This is a genomic window from Vreelandella olivaria, from assembly GCF_023507745.1.
Taxonomy (GTDB): domain Bacteria; phylum Pseudomonadota; class Gammaproteobacteria; order Pseudomonadales; family Halomonadaceae; genus Vreelandella; species Vreelandella olivaria_A.
Map to the genome: position 1 here is coordinate 75,808 of NZ_JALPZO010000182.1, position 16,381 is coordinate 92,188.

Sequence of the window (16,381 nt, forward strand, 5' to 3'; positions counted from 1 at the left end):
CAGTATAGAGTTTGACCTGCGAGCATTGGACTATAACAAGGCTTAGTTGAGGACATGCCGCATACCACCGGGAAAAACCGGAGGATGGCAAAAGAGCATGACCCGCAGGCCAACTGCCACGCTTCACAGAAGCTGAGCAGAAACGATCGAAACAGTAAGCTAGTTAAGGAACCTACATCATGAAAAAGACACTTTTAGCGACTGCTATCGTAAGTGCATTCGCCGCCCTGGGTGCGACTTCTACCGTGCAGGCGGCAACTGTATATGATCAAGACGGCACCAGAATGGACATCTATGGTCGTATCGCCATGGGTATCCGCGGTGGCGGTCCTGAGTTCGAAACTGACGATGGTCAGCGCGTTGAAATCGACAACGGTGCTGAGTTTGTAGACGTATACTCTCGTCTGGGCCTGCGTCTGAGCCACGAAATTACTTCTGACCTAAGCGCTTTCGGTCATGTTGAGTGGCGCTTCCGCGGTGACGAGCAGGACTCTCCTGGCTTCCGCGAAACCCGCCAGAGCTACCTTGGCCTGAAAAGCGCTCAGTATGGTACTTTCCAAGCGGGTAACTTCGACAGCTTCTACAACCAGTTCGTTTCCCTGCCGTTCGATGTTTATATTGATGAAGGCCTGGAATTCGCGGGTCACCCGAAACAGTCGCGTGGCGACTCTATCGGTTACTACACACCTGATCTGAGCGGCTTCACTGCATTCTTGCAGCTTAAGCACTACAGCGAGCGTGGCCTGGCTGAAGGCGTAGACACTACCGACGAAGGTCAGGTTATTGCGGCCCAAGGTGGTGTGCGTTTCATCGATGGTCCTCTGACTATCGGTCTGGGCTTTGTTGAAGACGTAGAGCGTAGCCGTACCGGTGGTACTGGTTCTAGCGACGGCAACGGTGAGATGATTTATGGTCTGATCGGCTCTTACGATATCACTGACCAGTTCACTGCTCGTCTGGGCTACGAAGGTCGCGGTCATAACGACACCTACAACAACAATGGTCCTACTCCGAACGATAGCCTCGTAGGTTATGACACCTTCGGTCTGGGTGGTACTTTCACCACTGGTCCTTGGGCGTTTAACGTAGATTACTACCACATCGATCGTGATGGTCACTTCGACAACAGCAACTCCTGGGCTGCCGGTGGTTACTATAAAGTATCCAGCAACTTCGACGTGTTTGCTGAGCTGTACAACGGTGATGTACCTCGCCTGGGCGACAGCCAAGTTAGCGACGTATTCAACGACCTGACTGACGACGTATACTGGCTGACAGGCGCTCGTTACCACTTCTAAGCCTGGTTTCAAATACCGCGCTTTAAGTAGTAACACCTGCAGTTACGATAGAACCGGCCTCTTGAAGGCCGGTTTTTTTATGGGTGGATGGTGGTCAGTAGTGAGTGATATCGTAAGTGCGTGGTAATCGCAGCGGTGCCGGGAAGGCTAACCTTTCCCAGCAAAGTGACGAAGGCAGTGTAGTGGCTGGGCAGGCAGGTTTGCGTTATCAAAACGGGCCTGCCCAGATAGGCTTTGGCGCTGTAGAAAATGTGGTTCGGGGCGGTGGCAACGGTAAAATGCTGTATGGTCTGATAGGTGCTTATCAAGTCAGCGACCAGTTCTCTGCGCGCCTTGGAGCTGAAACTCAGGAAGACAGCGATGTTTATGGTGGAGGTTTCGATACAGTAGGACTGGGGCGACACCTATATGCTCGTTCGGGCGAGCTGATTGATAACGTATATTGTTAACTGGAGCACGTTACCTGCTCTAGTGGCGTGCTAGGAGCAGATGATAGTAGTTAAATGAAAAATTTGGCCTCCTTAGAGGCCAGCTGTTTTATAATCGATGCCTAAAGATTGTAGTGATTAAGTGTTTGCCAACTGAGCTAAGCAGTGTTTCGCCAAGCTATGAGCAGCTTTTTGCGAACTCGATTCACTGTAGCAGCGAAGCTCGGGAGCATTACCTGAAGGTCGTAAATGCACGATATCACCGTTTTTCAGCGTGGCACGCAGGCCATCCGTTGTATTGATCTCGCTGATAGCTGTCGGCAGTAATAATGCCTTTTCCATCGCTTGAGGCGTACTTTGCCAGTTGGCAATTAATGCTTGGCTGCGTTCGGTAGGGAAGTTTTGTAGCCGACCGCTATCTGTATGGCGGCTAGGTAGTTCGGCAACCAGTGTAGAGATTGCTACCCCTTGTTTTGCTGCAGTCACCATTAATGTTAAAGCGGGCAATAGTGCATCGCGAGTAGGTAGAGGGGCTAAGTAGCGGTTATCTTCCTGAAGCGCACTTTCCAATAAAAACCCGCCATTTGCCTCGAATCCAGCAACCTCAGAGTAATGCTCAGCCAGCGTGGCCATGCCCGATAAAACAAACGGTGAGCCAATGCGGGTTCTTTCAATATGCGTAAAGGACTTACTTAGCTCAATAGCAGTATTGCAACTAACAGGGACAGCCAGTGCTTTAATACCTAGTGCCTGGGCGCACAAGAGGCCCACAATGTCTCCGCGCTGCCAGGTTCCACTTTCATCGGCTAGCAGTGGGCGGTCTCCATCGCCATCGGTAGAAAGGAGTGCATTCAAATTATGCTCACTTGCCCACGCTTGTCCTAACGCTTGGTCTTCTTCACTAACGGCTTCAGTGTCGACTGGAACGAAGGTTTCGCTTCTACCTAATGTGACAACCTCGGCCCCAAGGTTTGATAAAATCTGATCATTGAGGTCGCGGCCAGCAGCAGAATGTTGATACAAGCCTACTTTCCAGCCCGCGAGCGGTGAGCCAGGAAACCAATGTGTAAAGCGCTCTATATAGCGCTGATTAGCTGTGTCGGATGGATGCTGAAGAGGGCTGTCGGTGGTAGGAGCTAAGGGCGTTTCTGAATTTAATATGTTAAGCTCATCGGCTTTTGTGATTTCCCCATCTGGGCGGTAAAACTTAATGCCATTACGGTCAAAGGGAATATGGCTGCCTGTAATCATTATGGCTGGAATGTTATCTGCCAAGGCCTGTAAGGCGAGAGCGGGAGTAGGCAGAATACCGTAGTAGTCGACCTCAAGCCCGGCAATACTCGCCGCATTAGCGCAAGCGGCTGCCATTTTGGGGCTGCTAGGCCGCCGATCAATACCAATCGCAATACGGTCAAACGTAAAAGTTGCTTGCATCGTAGAGATGAAAGCGATGCTGAAAGCTGCGCAGACTTCATCACTAAATTGTTCAACACGACCGCGAGCTCCGCTGGTCCCAAATGAAATGCCGCTTTCTGCAATAATCGAAGAAGCCGTCTGATGAGTCGCCAAAGTCATCTCCACGTTAGCATGGGGGAGTAATAAATCCAAAATCATAGAGTCATTTTGGCTTAAGCAGAGGGTGATAACAGCTAGTTAATCATACACAGTCAGGCTACGTAGTTACCAGCCCAAAGGACCTGCGTTGAATCTATGGCACAAGTCGTATAGGATCAGCACCGGCATGGAACTTTGTTGATATTGACGACAACGTGAAAAGAAAGTCGTTAAAAACCAATTTTTGCAGGGAATGCTGATGCTATGTGCCTACCGTATCTATCCGCTTTTACATGCAACATCTATTTCTACATATACTTAGATAATGGGAGTCGTTGCTAAATATAAGTATGCCATATTGGTTGTATTCAATTGATGATCAAAAAAAGCCTTTATGAAGTGTTCAAAATAGCGCTTTTTTGATATGTGATTAATTTAAAAAAAGCGGTATTTTTTAAAAAACTTGCCAGCATCATAAATGATATCGAGTCGGCATCATATTTAATGGTAAATAACAGAAAAGCAGCTTGTCCTCATAGGTAAGCTAGCGAATAAGATAGGCAGCGGAGGCTATTCGGGTGAATACTACATTAGAGAATGCTATGAAGATAACACCTATTATCATGGCGGGTGGCAGCGGCACAAGGTTGTGGCCTCTTTCGCGGCGCCTGCACCCCAAACAGTTTCTCGCTTTAACAGGCCAGCATTCAATGCTGCAGCAGACATTAACCCGCCTAGAGGGGCTACCCTGCGAAGCACCTATCATCATTTGCAATGAAGAGCATCGTTTCCTGGTTGCTGAACAACTGCGTGATATTGGAGTACAAGGGGCCAACATTTTATTAGAGCCCGAAGGCCGTAACACAGCTCCTGCTATTGCTTTGGGTGCACTACAAGCTGAAAAGCGCGCTCCGGGTCAGCAGTCATTACTGCTTATTTTGGCTGCCGATCATGTAATAGAAGATATAAAGGCGCTACATGAAGCTGTTAAGCAAGCTTCACCGCTGGCAAGCGATGGTTCATTGGTTACCTTTGGGATCTTACCTACGCATGCAGAAACAGGGTACGGCTATATTCAGCAAGGAACAAAGCTGGATATGCATGGGTATAGGGTAGAGCAGTTTGTTGAAAAGCCCGATAGCGAAACAGCTGAGCAATATATCGCATCAGGAAATTATCTCTGGAATAGCGGCATGTTCCTTATGCGTCCTGATGCATATCTAGAAGCACTCAAACGCCAAGCACCTGCTATACTAACTTCCTGTGAGCAGGCAATGGCTGGTGCTCAGGAAGACCTGGACTTTGTACGTATTGATAAGTGGGCATTTTTATCCAGCCCCAGCGACTCGGTTGACTATGCCGTGATGGAGAAAGAGTCTCAGGTAGCTGTGGTTCCTTTGGATGCCGGGTGGAGTGATGTAGGCTCTTGGTCCGCACTATGGGATGTGAGTAAAAAAGATAGAGCTAATAATGTTAGAAATGGCGACGTAATATTAGAAAATACTCAAAACTGCCTGGTACATTCTAGTCATCGCTTGGTAGCTACCGTAGGCGTTGAAAATCTCATCATTGTGGAAACCAAAGATGCTGTTTTAGTAGTCAGTAAACAAGAAGATCAGCGTGTAAAGCAGGTCGTGGAGCAGCTAAAGCAGAATGGGCGTAGCGAACTGAGCGCGCATCGTGAAGTTTATCGCCCCTGGGGTAAATACGACTCTGTAGATATGTCCGAACGATATCAGGTTAAAAGAATTACTGTTAACCCAGGACAAAAGCTTTCAATCCAAATGCATCATCATCGTGCAGAACACTGGATTGTAGTTTCTGGGACTGCCCGTGTTGGCATCAATGATGAAGAAATGCTGCTCAGTGAGAATCAGTCTGTCTATATACCGCTTGGCGCAAAACACTTTCTGGAAAATCCCGGTAAAATTCCGTTAGAAGTTATTGAAGTACAGTCAGGAGCTTATTTAGGTGAGGATGACATTGTTCGGTTCGAAGATGTATATGGGCGCTCGAAAGATTGAGTTTAAAGCAATCACTACTTTTAATTAATGAGTTATTAGGATAACGATAAATTTCATGTCAATTCTTATAAAAAATAGTGCCTGGGCATTAGTCGCACAAGGAGGAAAAGTAGTTGCTCAGGCTGGCCTTTTTATCATACTCGCAAGAGGGTTCGGAGCGAGTGATTTTGGCTTTTTTATGGCAATGTTTTCAATTGCACAGCTAATATATCCTTTTTCTGGGTTAGGAACGCATAATACGATGGTGATGCGAGTTTCAAGGCTTCCTAGACTGCTGCCATATTATTTCTGGACCCCCTTATTCGCAACGTTATTTATTGGCATCATTGCTGCAGTTTTATTTTCTTGGATTGTAGTAAGTTTTTATGATAGTCCTCAATGGATGGTGCTTCTTATTTTGCTCACAGAGTTGGTGAGTTATCGTTTATTAGATGTTGCTACACATGCATGGCAAGCAAAAGAAAATCTAAAAAAAGTATCGCTAGCGTATCTAAGTATTAGTTTGACTCGTGTTTTATTAGCCACTGTTCTTTTGTCAACTGGGTGGCTTTCACTATCAACATGGATTGTTTTTAATATAGTGTTCACTAGTTTGATAGCGGTGTGGTGTTTATATCTGGTAATTAAAAAATACGATCTATTTAAGTGCAAGGTGAGAGTTTATTATAAAGATATCTATCGCAGTATTTATTTTTCTTTTTCAGGTAGTAGTCAAGCCATTAACGCGAATGTAGATAAAATAGTCTTATCAAGAATAGGTACTTTGTATGATGTTGGGGTTTATTCAGCAGCATATCGAGTTGTGCAAATGTCTTTGATACCGATCATCGCTCTTTTTCAAGCGGCTTACCCGAGTTATTTCCGCGCTGGACGAAAAGAAATAAGAGGAGCATTAGAATTAAGTAGGCGGCTTGCATTGCCTCTGTTGGCTTATAGCTTATTTGCATCGCTATCGATTTATTTTTTATCACCAACTGTACCCTTTATACTAGGCGAAGATTATGAAGGGGCTGTTGATCTAATAAGATTATTATGTCCATTGCCGGTATTATTTGCGTTGCATCACCTTTTAGGTGAGGCAATGACTGGCGCGGGACTGCAAAAAGAAAGAGCGTTCGTTCAAATAATTGTAGGGTTTATAAGCGTTCTTATAAATATAGTGCTTATTAAGACATTTGGGGTGGTTGGCGCGGTATTCGCGATTCTGGTTAGTGAGTTTTTGGTTTTTTTAGGTTATTTTTTTATACTGAAAATGAGGGGGTGATTCATGGTTATGCTAACCATAATTGTGCCAACAATAGGGCGCGCAGAAGAGCTTATCCAGCTTTTTAAAAGTATAGAAAAACAATGGGATGATAGTCTTGAAGTTATTCTGGTGGATCAGAATGCTGTCGGCTTTATCCAGAACGTATTGTCTGAAGGCTGGCATTCAAAGATAACTTATATTCATAGTGAAAAAAAAGGAGCATCTCACGCAAGGAATCTTGGGCTTGAAAAAGCTACAGGTAAATATATTAATTTTTGTGATGATGATGCCGTTATTGAAGATAATTTTTTATCAAGTGTTATAAAAGGGTTTGAAAAATATTCCAATGCAGCAATGATTAGTTTTCGCGTGTTTGATTTAGAGCTTGATGAAGTAGTTATGTTGCCGTTCCCCAATATGGATTGTAAAATTGATAAAAAGAATTTTCACTCTGTAACTATAGAATTCTCTCAAGTTTGGAAGGCAGATGAGATCAAATCTTTAGACGGGTTTGATCCAATGCTGGGCGTGGGCAGCCCTTATGGAGCTGAAGAAGCAAAAGATCTAATGGTGCGCGCGTTAGATAGTGACTTAAATATGTATTATATTGCTGAAACTTGTTTTAGACATCCGAGCAAGAAAGATGCTCCGGCTAAACGTTATTTTAGCTATGCTGAAGGCACCGCATCACTTGCAATAAAGCATTACAATAAACCTCATGTTTGTATTAATGTTTTAATGTTCGCTTTTAAAAGCCTGCTTGGTGTTGTGATCTATAACTTTTGGGATAGAAAAAAATCTTATCGCTATTTTATGAGATTTGCAGGATTGATTTCTGGTTTTTATAAAAGATTCAAAGGGGTTGGGAGTAAGTGACTTTTTGTTTTTTTATAAAAGGGCATAGATGATGGCTGTTAAAGATTCTAAGTTTTTAAATAGTTTCCTTTTTCTGCTTTTTGTTGTAGCGGCTAATGATTTAGTTGCTATTTCATTAGGCTTTGAGCTAAAGCTTGGTTTCTTAATGTTAATTGTGTTTGCTCCCATTTTATGGCTAACAGTTTTTTCTTCTGTATCGCCACGTTATTTTTTTGAAAAAATAGACATACCTATATTAATCTGGGCACTACTTGCAATTTTATTTTGTGTGATGAATGGCGGTTTCCGAAACTACGTCTATACGATTGCTATGCTAATTTATTTAGGCATGGTGTTAGGTGCAAAAGCCCCTTGGCTGGAAATGTCAAAGTTTCGCTGTTTCGATCTTTATCTCTTATCAGGTATTGTTATCTCTGCGGTTGGAATAGGGCAGTTTATAATTTCCTTGTTTGGTTTTGGAGATATATTTTTTGTCCAACAGTGGTGGTATGAAGGAACAATAGCCAGAGTTAATGGTTTTATGTACGAACCTTCTTATTATGCCTTGGCTGTTTTTCCCTATTTTTTAATTTCTTTCTTTTTGATGAATGCTGTGTGGATAGATAGCAAGCGTAATTATATAATCCGCTGGCTATTTTATTTTTCCGCGTTAGCACTTATTCTTAGCTCTTCACGACTGGCTTTGTTTATTGGCGTATTGGCAGTTCCATGTATCGCTATTTATAGGTTGATTATATTACCACCAGCAAGGCAATACTGGAAAGGCGATATTTGGCGTCAAGCTGGTTTTATAGGCAGTGCCATTCTATTTTTTACAATAGTGAGTTTTTCAACTGACTATCTTGCGCAACAATCAATGGAGAAGAATACGTCTCAGGTTGAAGCGCTTATACGTCAGAGCGTGATGAATGGAACAGGTATCGGAGAGAGGTCTGATCATTCTGTCAGTATCCGTCGTCAAGATATGCTAGATACAGTAGAGTTAACGAGCCAACATCTCTGGCTTGGTGTTGGGTTAGGCAACATTGCAAAGGGTATCGCGCGAAATAAAGGCATCAATGAGCCCACAAGCGATGAAATACGTACAAACGAAGGTCTGGTTCCAGTACTTGAAATTACCGCAGCGACAGGGCTTGTCGGCATTGCTCTATTTTTAGGTTGGCTGTTGTGGATAACAATTCCTCGGTTATTGAAAAAACCCTTAAATGAAAGTGACCTGCTACAAACCAGTATGTGTATAGCTGTATTAGGCCAGTTTTTATTAATGCAGGGTAATCAAAACGTATTGCGTATGTATTTCTGGATCACGCTATTTGTTTTAATGATATTTAATTATTCAGCATCAAAGAAACTGAGAGTTATAAATGAATAAATTGGCGTGCATTGCAGACCATCGCTGGATCGGGCCCCATGGCATTGGGAGATTTGCAACCGAGGTATTGTCGCGCCTTGAGTATACGCCTCTGGCGGCTGAGGGAAATCCAGCGGCACCTCTTGATGGAGTTAAAAGTGGTATGGCGTTAAGGCTGAAACATAAATCGGCTAACTGCTTTTTTACGCCTGGATACAATCCACCATTACTTGCGAATATCTCTATTTTTATGACGTTGCATGACCTTATTCATCTTGATGTAGAGCAAGAAAGCTCTTATCTGAAACGCGCTTATTACCAGAAACTAATTTTACCCGCTGTTAAGAAGGCGGCCTGTGTATTTACCGTATCTACCTACTCGAAGAACAGGATTGTGGAATGGGCGGGTGTTGACCCTGATAAAATAGTAGTGGTGGGGAATGGGGTTGACCCTATTTTCACAGAAAACCAGCGTATGCATTCCCTCGGTGAGCCGTATTTTCTTTATGTGGGAAACCAAAAACCGCATAAAAATATAGAGTTTATGATAAGAGCCTTCGCCAAAAGTACCGTGCGGGATAATTTCTTACTAATACTGAGTGGTCGGTTCTCTGATACAGTCAGCACGTTAGTTGATCAATTAGGCATAGCTGACCGAGTTAGGGCGGCAGGCTTTATCGAGGAGAGTGACTTGCCCGCTTGGTATCGTGGTGCAAGCGCTCTCATCATGCCTTCGCTTTACGAAGGCTTTGGTTTGCCTGTGATCGAAGCGATGGCCTCCAATACACTTGTTCTTAGCAGCAATCGTACTTCTTTATCTGAGGTGGCTGGCAATGCAGCACATTATTTTGATCCTACCAACGAGCAGCAATTAATTGAGGCATTCAATTTTGCCTCTAACCCAGAAAACGGCGTAACGTTGCGTGAAAACGGCATTATTCAAGCCCGAAAATATAATTGGGATGATGTTGCTAACAAAATTAAAAGCAGCTTTAGTGATTTTACACGTTAAGCAAACAGAGTGAACGGCTGTGGTAGAGCGAGGGAGAGTATGAAAGTTGCGATAGTAAGTGACTGGCTAGTGTCTTATGCAGGTTCTGAGAAGGTGGAAGAAGCCATCTTGGAGTTGTTTTCCGATGCCGATATTTACACCAATATTTACGATGCTGAAGCATTCAAAGGCACTGGTTTTGAAAACCGCAACATAAAGCAATCCTTCATTGCCAGACTGCCTGGTGCGAAGAAGCACTACCAAAAATATTTGGCGCTGATGCCTTATGCTGTAGAGCAACTTGACCTATCGCGTTACGACGTAATTATCTCAAGCTCACATGCGGTTGCCAAAGGGGTGATCACAGGGCCTGATCAACTGCATATTTGTTACTGCCATACACCGATGCGTTACGCCTGGGACTTTCAGCACCAATACCTAGCGGATTCAGGTATGGCGAAAGGGTTAAAAGGCAACGTGGCCCGCTATCTGCTTCACCGCTTGAGGCTATGGGATTGTCGGACGTCAAATGGGGTGGATCATTTCATCGCCAATTCCCGCTATATTGCGCGCCGCATTAATAAAGTATACCGCCGTGAAGCAAGCGTTATATACCCCAATGTCGATGTGGAGAATTTCAATCTGTATGAGCAGAAAGAGAATTTTTACCTAGCGGCTTCACGCTTGGTCCCCTATAAGCGAATTAGCCTGATTGTCGAGGCATTCACTAAAATGCCTGATAAAAAGCTAGTTGTGATAGGAACGGGCGAACAGGCTGAAAAAATTAAACAGATGCTGACACCCAACATCACCTTCTTGGGTTATCAACCTACCGAGATACTGCAAGCTTATATGCAGCGAGCCAAAGCGTTTATTTTTGCAGCTGAAGAAGATTTCGGGATTATGCCTATTGAGGCACAGGCATGCGGTACGCCCGTGATTGCTTATGGGCGCGGTGGGGCGTTTGAAACAGTACGTCATGGTGAAACTGGTGCTCATTTTTTTGAACAAACCAGTGCCGCTATTCAGCAAAGTGTTGAGCAATTCGAGCACGAGGGGATTGCCTTCGATGCTCAAGCCATTCGCTATCACGCAGAGCAGTTTTCTGAAGCACGGTTCAAGCAAGAACTGAGCGCTTTTGTGGATACCAAATGGAATGAATTTGTAGAGCAGAGAGGCTTCTGACTGCCACTTCGGCAGCGTGCTTTATCGCTGTTTTCACGACAGATAGTTTATTAAGCAGTAGGCTAATTACTTGACCAGTTTGGAAGGTTACATGCCCTCATCAGATCAGCGCCCAGTCCGCCGTAAATACGACTGGCTATCCTCCATCATATTTCGCAGTGTGGATCTTTTTTCTGTACTGCTGGCAGGTTGGCTAGCCTATGTGCTGCGTTTTGATACATGGACAACTGTTGAGGAGCGCTATAGCTGGGCCATTTTGGTCGGCGGACTCCTGCAGCTATGGTTATTTCCTAATTGTGGCCTTTATCGCTCCTGGCGTGGGCATTTATGGACAGTGTTGGCTACACGGCTGATGGGTATTTATCTATTGTGGTGCGTTAGCATCATGATCGTTATGTTTGTTTTTCAGCTTTTTGATTTTTCCCGGCTATGGTTCTTTGGGTGGGTAGCACTGGCTGCATCTTTTTCACTATTACTGAGGTGGGCGGCCTATCCCTTTGTTAAGCGGTTACGGGCACAGGGCAAAAACCGCCGCAGCGTTTTGCTGATAGGAGATGCCGCTTCTTGTCGTAACGCGTACTATTCGCTGCGTCGCGATCCCGGCCAAGGGTTTTACATCACCCGGGTGCTGGTAGTAGATTACCGACTAAGAAAACGTTTGAAAAAATATATCGGGGTCGTTGAAAACTATGAACCTAGTAAACGAGTCCATGTAAAAGAGCAGGAAGTTTGGATATGCTTGCCGCTTTCACGAGGCTACGAAGCACAGAAGATCATCAACTCACTGGATACGGTGACTGCCAATATCCGTTTATTACCCAATATGTCGGATCTACGTCTGATCAATCACAGTACTGATAACATTGCCGGTATGCATTTGATCAACGTGAGCTGTTCGCCCATGACCGGCTGGAGCCGGTTCAAAAAGCGCTGCCTGGACATTATCTTATCCGCCATCATTCTATTGATGATTTTGCCGGTGCTGTGTTTTGTTGCGATTGGCGTAAGGCTCAGTTCACCAGGCCCAATTTTCTATCGCCAAGAGCGGGTAAGTTGGAATGGCCGCCCCTTTTGGATGCTTAAATTCCGCTCAATGCCGGTCGACTCAGAGCAGGGTGGCGTGCAGTGGGGTGGCGCGAAAAATAAAAAGGTGACGCGTTTTGGTGGGTTTATTCGCCGAACTAGCCTTGATGAGCTACCTCAGTTTATCAACGTCTTAAAAGGTGATATGTCGATCGTGGGTCCACGGCCTGAAAGAACTGTGTTTGTTCAACAGTTCCAGCATGAAATACCCGGCTATATGCAAAAGCATCTGGTGAAAGCAGGTATAACAGGGTGGGCACAGATTAATGGCTGGCGTGGCGATACTAGCCTTGAAAAACGCATCGAATTTGACCTTTGGTATATCGACAATTGGTCGGTATGGCTTGACCTTCGCATTGTACTGTTAACCATATTCAAAGGTTTTATTAATAAAAATGCTTACTGATCATAGAAAGATATGATTTTACTAACAGGCGGTACCGGTTATATCGGCTCTCATATAGCGGTAGAACTACTGGATGCTGGTCATCAGGTGGTTATTCTGGATAACCTCTCCAACAGCGTTTGCACGGTAGTTGACCGTATCAAAACCATCAGCCAAAAAGAGGTGGAGTTTTATAAAGGCGATGTGCGTGATGCCGCTCTATTGGGGGTGATTTTCAAAGCTCACAATATTAAGGCCGTGATTCATTGTGCGGGCTTGAAGGCAGTGGGTGAAAGCGTATCGAACCCATTAGCGTATTACGATGCAAACGTCTATGGCTCAATCTCACTCTGCAAGGCGATGGAGCAAGCGGGGGTAAAGCGCCTGATATTCAGCTCTTCAGCCACTGTTTATGGGCATGAGGCCGAACCGCCCTACATGGAAACCATGGCTCGGGGAAGTGCAAGCAGCCCCTATGGTGCCTCCAAAGCGATGATAGAAAAAGTGCTTGAAGACTTAAGCAGTAGCGATCCGCAGTGGTCTTTTTCAATTTTGCGCTACTTCAACCCCATTGGGGCGCATCCATCGGGCTACATTGGCGAATCTCCTCAAGGTATACCGAATAATTTAATGCCCTATATTAGCCAGGTCGCTGCTGGCGTTTTGCCGGAGTTGCTTATCTACGGCAACGATTACCCTACCGACGACGGAACCTGTGTACGTGATTATCTGCATGTGGTCGATTTGGCAGTAGGGCATAGAATGGCGCTACAGACCCTGGAGCAACCGGGTGTACATTATTACAACCTGGGGGCCGGTAAAGGTGTCTCTGTGCAGGAGATGGTCGATGCATTTATCCTGGCCACAGGTGTCGATGTACCTTACCGCTTTGCGCCACGTAGAAAAGGGGACTTAGCGGCATTTTGGGCGAGTTCAGAAAAAGCAGAAAGAGAATTAGGCTGGCGTACCAGGAAATCACTGGTTGATATGATGGTGGACACATGGCGCTGGCAGCAATTCACTTCTAGCGAAAACAGTTGAACAACTGAATGGATTCGGTCTCAAGCGTATTGTGATATTCCCGTATGAAGGCTGTTTAGCTGATAGATTACAGAATGGCTTTCACAGCTTACAAAACGTTGAATTGTGATAATATCATGCCCTTTTTGTATTCCTGCTCGTCTTTAGAGCACTAAAAGGATGTTTGCTTTGAAACTGGCTACAAATGATCGCTTTACAGGCACAGAGCGTAACCTTCCGCAGCTATATACTTGTGTTGCTGTATTCCTGTTTGGTGCGTTATCGTTGGTGGTGCCAAGCGGTTACTCGCTAGGTGCCGTGCTTCTGCTGTTAGGTGGACTGGGGTTGATTGTCTCTTTGCGCATTCCGGCAATTACCAGGGCTGATGTATGGATTATTGCAGCGTTGCTTGGTTATGTTTTGGTCACCATGGCAGAAGCATGGTGGGACGGCCAGGGAAGTAAAGGATTTGATAAGCCCAGCCGATTTCTCTTGGCAATTCCCGCGCTTTTTTGGGTGCTCCGTTACCCACCAAAATTACCGTTTCTATGGAGCGGCTTTGCCATTGGCGCTTTAGGGGCTGGAACCTGGGCCGCCTGGCAGAAACTGGTGGTAGGTGTTGAGCGGGCACAAGGGCATACCCACGTTATTCAATTTGGCAATTTAAGTATGTTGCTTGGGGTGCTGTGTCTGGCTGGCTTGGGCTGGGCGGTGGTTCAACGGCAGCGCAAACTCTGGGTTTGTCTGCTGTTGCTAGGAGCGGTGGCAGGCATTTTAGGCTCGCTTTTTTCCGGTAGCCGGGGGGGCTGGGTTGGGTTTCCTATCGTGCTGTTGGTGCTCTATCGCGCTTATGGTAGAAATTTAGCCCCTAAATTACAGGTGATTGCGCTGGTGGCCATGCTGGTTGGCGGTATGACGGTGTATGCCGTGCCGCAACTAGGTGTGCAGGGGCGGGTTCATCAGGCGGTTGAGGATGTAGGGCTATACATTTCAGGCGAAAATCGTGGTACTTCGGTGGGTGCCCGGTTTGAGATGTGGCGTGGTGCTGCGCTTCTGATTCAGGAAAAGCCAATCACTGGCTGGGGTTCCAACGGCTACAAGGATGCTATGTGGCAATTGGGTGAAGAGGGCGTTATTGATACTGAAGCTGCCCAATATGGCCATGCTCATAACGAGTTTGTCGATGCGTTTGCCAAGCGCGGCATCATAGGCTTTATCGTGCTGTTGGCGCTCTATCTAATTCCTATGCGCTTATTTTCCCGCCAGCTTCAGGCGCCGGATCTCTCAACGCGCGCACTGGCCACCGCTGGGGTCTTGCTGCCTGTTACCTACATCGACTTTGGGCTTTCCCAGGCCTTTCTTACCCATAATAGCGGGGTGATGGTGTACGCTTTTCTGCTGGTAATACTTTGGGGGAGCTATCGCTATCACCTTGGCATAGCCAAGCCCTTATAACGGCAGCCATGTGCCCATAGCCCTTCAAAATGTTATGGGTGCATGCTCACTGCCACGGCCAACTCCGATGTAACGCAGCCCTGCATTAGCCACGGCATGCGGGGCGTAAAGGTTACGTCCATCCACTACCAGTTTGTCGTTAAGCTGCTCGGCAAGCCAGGTAAAATCAACGCTCCGAAACGCCTTCCATTCAGTACAAATTACCAGTGCATCGGCACCTTTGACCGCTTGAATGCGGTCACCGGCCAGTACTAAGTCATCGCGCTCTCCGTAAAGACGTCGACACTCGTGCATAGCCTCGGGGTCAAAAGCCTGCACCGTTGCACCGGCCTGCCAAAGTGCTTCAATTAAGGTTCGGCTGGGCGCCTCACGCATATCATCCGTATTAGGTTTAAAGGCTAACCCCCACACTGCAATGGTTTTGCCGTTAAGGTCGCCAAGGTGAGCCGCAAGCTTGGTAAACAGAGTGTGTTTCTGGCGGGTGTTGACTGATTCAACTGCACCCAGTAACTCGGTTTCAAACCCTAGCTGTTTCGCGGTACGTTCGAGTGCAGAGACATCCTTGGGGAAACAGGAGCCGCCATAACCGCAGCCGGGGTAAATAAAGTGGTAACCAATGCGCGGGTCACTACCAATGCCTCGGCGTACTTCCTCAATATCAACATTAAGCCGTTCGGCCAATCCCGCGACCTCGTTCATAAAGCTTATCTTGGTAGCCAGCATGGCATTAGCGGCGTATTTTGTTAGTTCTGCGGCGCGCACGCTCATAAACATAAGCTTATCGTGGTTGCGGTTATAGGGCGCATAGCACTCATGCATCAATGCTTTTACCCGTTCGCTCTCGGTGCCAACTATAATGCGCGCACCGCGGGTGAAGTCCTCAATGGCGGCACCCTCTTTCATAAACTCTGGATTTGAGCACACATCAAAAGGGTGATCGGTGCTGCGTAGAAGTTGGGCACTGGTAATGGATTCGGCCACTTTCTCTGCGGTACCCACGGGAACGGTTGATTTATCAATGACCAGCTTGTAGCCATCCATATGCTCGCCAATACTGCGGGCAACATCCAAAACATAACGTAAATCGGCACTGCCATCTTCATCAGCAGGTGTACCCACCGCAATAAAGAGCAAGTCACCTTGTGCGACCGCTTCTGCGGCGCTGGTGGTGAAGTGTAGGCGCCCGGATTCTCTGTTTTGTTGCAAGAGTGTGCTGAGGCCAGGTTCGAAAATAGGGCTTTCGCCAGCATTCAGCTGGGCAATGCGTTCAGGGTTGATATCCATGCAGGTGACTTGATGGCCTACCTCAGCAAGGCAGGCACCTGCCACCAGGCCCACATAGCCTGTCCCAAATACCGTAATATTCATGGCACCACATCTCGCTTGAACGACCGTTTTATGGAGCTTATCACAAGGTTATGACAGCCCCGTGTTGAGAAAACAGAGCGTTAGTATAGCTATTTTCCCTTACAAACCGATTGGTTA

13 protein-coding genes are annotated in these 16,381 nt (G+C 46.2%); 11 read left to right on the forward strand and 2 right to left on the reverse strand.

The features are described from left to right. Positions 1-179 precede the first annotated feature (179 nt). Together HP566_RS21225 and HP566_RS21230 are read left to right on the forward strand one after the other, a co-directional pair. Positions 180-1,298, forward strand: a complete 1,119-nt coding sequence (locus HP566_RS21225) for a porin (protein ID WP_249979289.1) — start codon at positions 180-182, stop codon at positions 1,296-1,298. Positions 1,299-1,414: 116 nt separating this feature from the next. Further along, positions 1,415-1,747 carry a hypothetical protein gene (locus HP566_RS21230; RefSeq protein WP_249979290.1) on the forward strand — a complete coding sequence of 111 codons (333 nt, stop codon included), beginning with the start codon at positions 1,415-1,417 and terminating at the stop codon, positions 1,745-1,747. Positions 1,748-1,864: 117 nt separating this feature from the next. Here HP566_RS21230 and HP566_RS21235 read toward each other — a convergent pair whose 3' ends face one another. Further along, positions 1,865-3,295 carry a phosphomannomutase gene (locus HP566_RS21235; RefSeq protein ID WP_249979291.1) on the reverse strand — a complete coding sequence of 477 codons (1,431 nt, stop codon included), beginning with the start codon at positions 3,293-3,295 and terminating at the stop codon, positions 1,865-1,867. A 587-nt stretch (positions 3,296-3,882) separates the two neighbouring features. Here HP566_RS21235 and HP566_RS21240 point away from each other — a divergent pair. The 9 genes from HP566_RS21240 to HP566_RS21280 all read left to right on the forward strand — a co-directional run bounded on the left by HP566_RS21240 (position 3,883) and on the right by HP566_RS21280 (position 14,896). Continuing rightward, positions 3,883-5,304 (forward strand): mannose-1-phosphate guanylyltransferase/mannose-6-phosphate isomerase, encoded by a 1,422-nt coding sequence (locus tag HP566_RS21240; protein WP_249979292.1) that lies wholly within the window; start codon positions 3,883-3,885, stop codon positions 5,302-5,304. Positions 5,305-5,359: 55 nt separating this feature from the next. Beyond that, on the forward strand, positions 5,360-6,568 hold the full coding sequence (locus HP566_RS21245) for an oligosaccharide flippase family protein (RefSeq protein ID WP_249979293.1): 1,209 nt from the start codon (positions 5,360-5,362) through the stop codon (positions 6,566-6,568). Between the two features lie 3 nt (positions 6,569-6,571). After that, positions 6,572-7,426 (forward strand): glycosyltransferase family 2 protein, encoded by an 855-nt coding sequence (locus HP566_RS21250; RefSeq protein ID WP_249979294.1) that lies wholly within the window; start codon positions 6,572-6,574, stop codon positions 7,424-7,426. A 28-nt stretch (positions 7,427-7,454) separates the two neighbouring features. After that, positions 7,455-8,798, forward strand: a complete 1,344-nt coding sequence (locus HP566_RS21255; RefSeq protein ID WP_249979295.1) for a hypothetical protein — start codon at positions 7,455-7,457, stop codon at positions 8,796-8,798. Continuing rightward, positions 8,791-9,789, forward strand: coding sequence for a glycosyltransferase family 4 protein (locus HP566_RS21260; protein ID WP_249979296.1), 999 nt, complete (start codon positions 8,791-8,793; stop codon positions 9,787-9,789). Before HP566_RS21255 ends, HP566_RS21260 begins: the two co-directional genes overlap by 8 nt. A gap of 39 nt (positions 9,790-9,828) precedes the next feature. Continuing rightward, positions 9,829-10,953, forward strand: a complete 1,125-nt coding sequence (locus HP566_RS21265) for a glycosyltransferase family 4 protein (RefSeq protein ID WP_249979297.1) — start codon at positions 9,829-9,831, stop codon at positions 10,951-10,953. Positions 10,954-11,044: 91 nt separating this feature from the next. Further along, positions 11,045-12,442: an undecaprenyl-phosphate glucose phosphotransferase gene (locus tag HP566_RS21270; protein ID WP_249979298.1), complete on the forward strand. Its 1,398-nt coding sequence runs from the start codon at positions 11,045-11,047 to the stop codon at positions 12,440-12,442. A 12-nt stretch (positions 12,443-12,454) separates the two neighbouring features. After that, positions 12,455-13,462, forward strand: a complete 1,008-nt coding sequence (galE, locus tag HP566_RS21275) for a UDP-glucose 4-epimerase GalE (protein ID WP_249979299.1) — start codon at positions 12,455-12,457, stop codon at positions 13,460-13,462. A gap of 168 nt (positions 13,463-13,630) precedes the next feature. Next, positions 13,631-14,896: an O-antigen ligase family protein gene (locus tag HP566_RS21280; protein ID WP_249979300.1), complete on the forward strand. Its 1,266-nt coding sequence runs from the start codon at positions 13,631-13,633 to the stop codon at positions 14,894-14,896. 24 nt (positions 14,897-14,920) lie between these two features. Here HP566_RS21280 and HP566_RS21285 read toward each other — a convergent pair whose 3' ends face one another. Beyond that, entirely contained in the window at positions 14,921-16,264 is a 1,344-nt protein-coding gene (locus HP566_RS21285; protein WP_249979301.1) for a UDP-glucose dehydrogenase family protein, read from the reverse strand. Positions 16,265-16,381 lie beyond the last annotated feature (117 nt).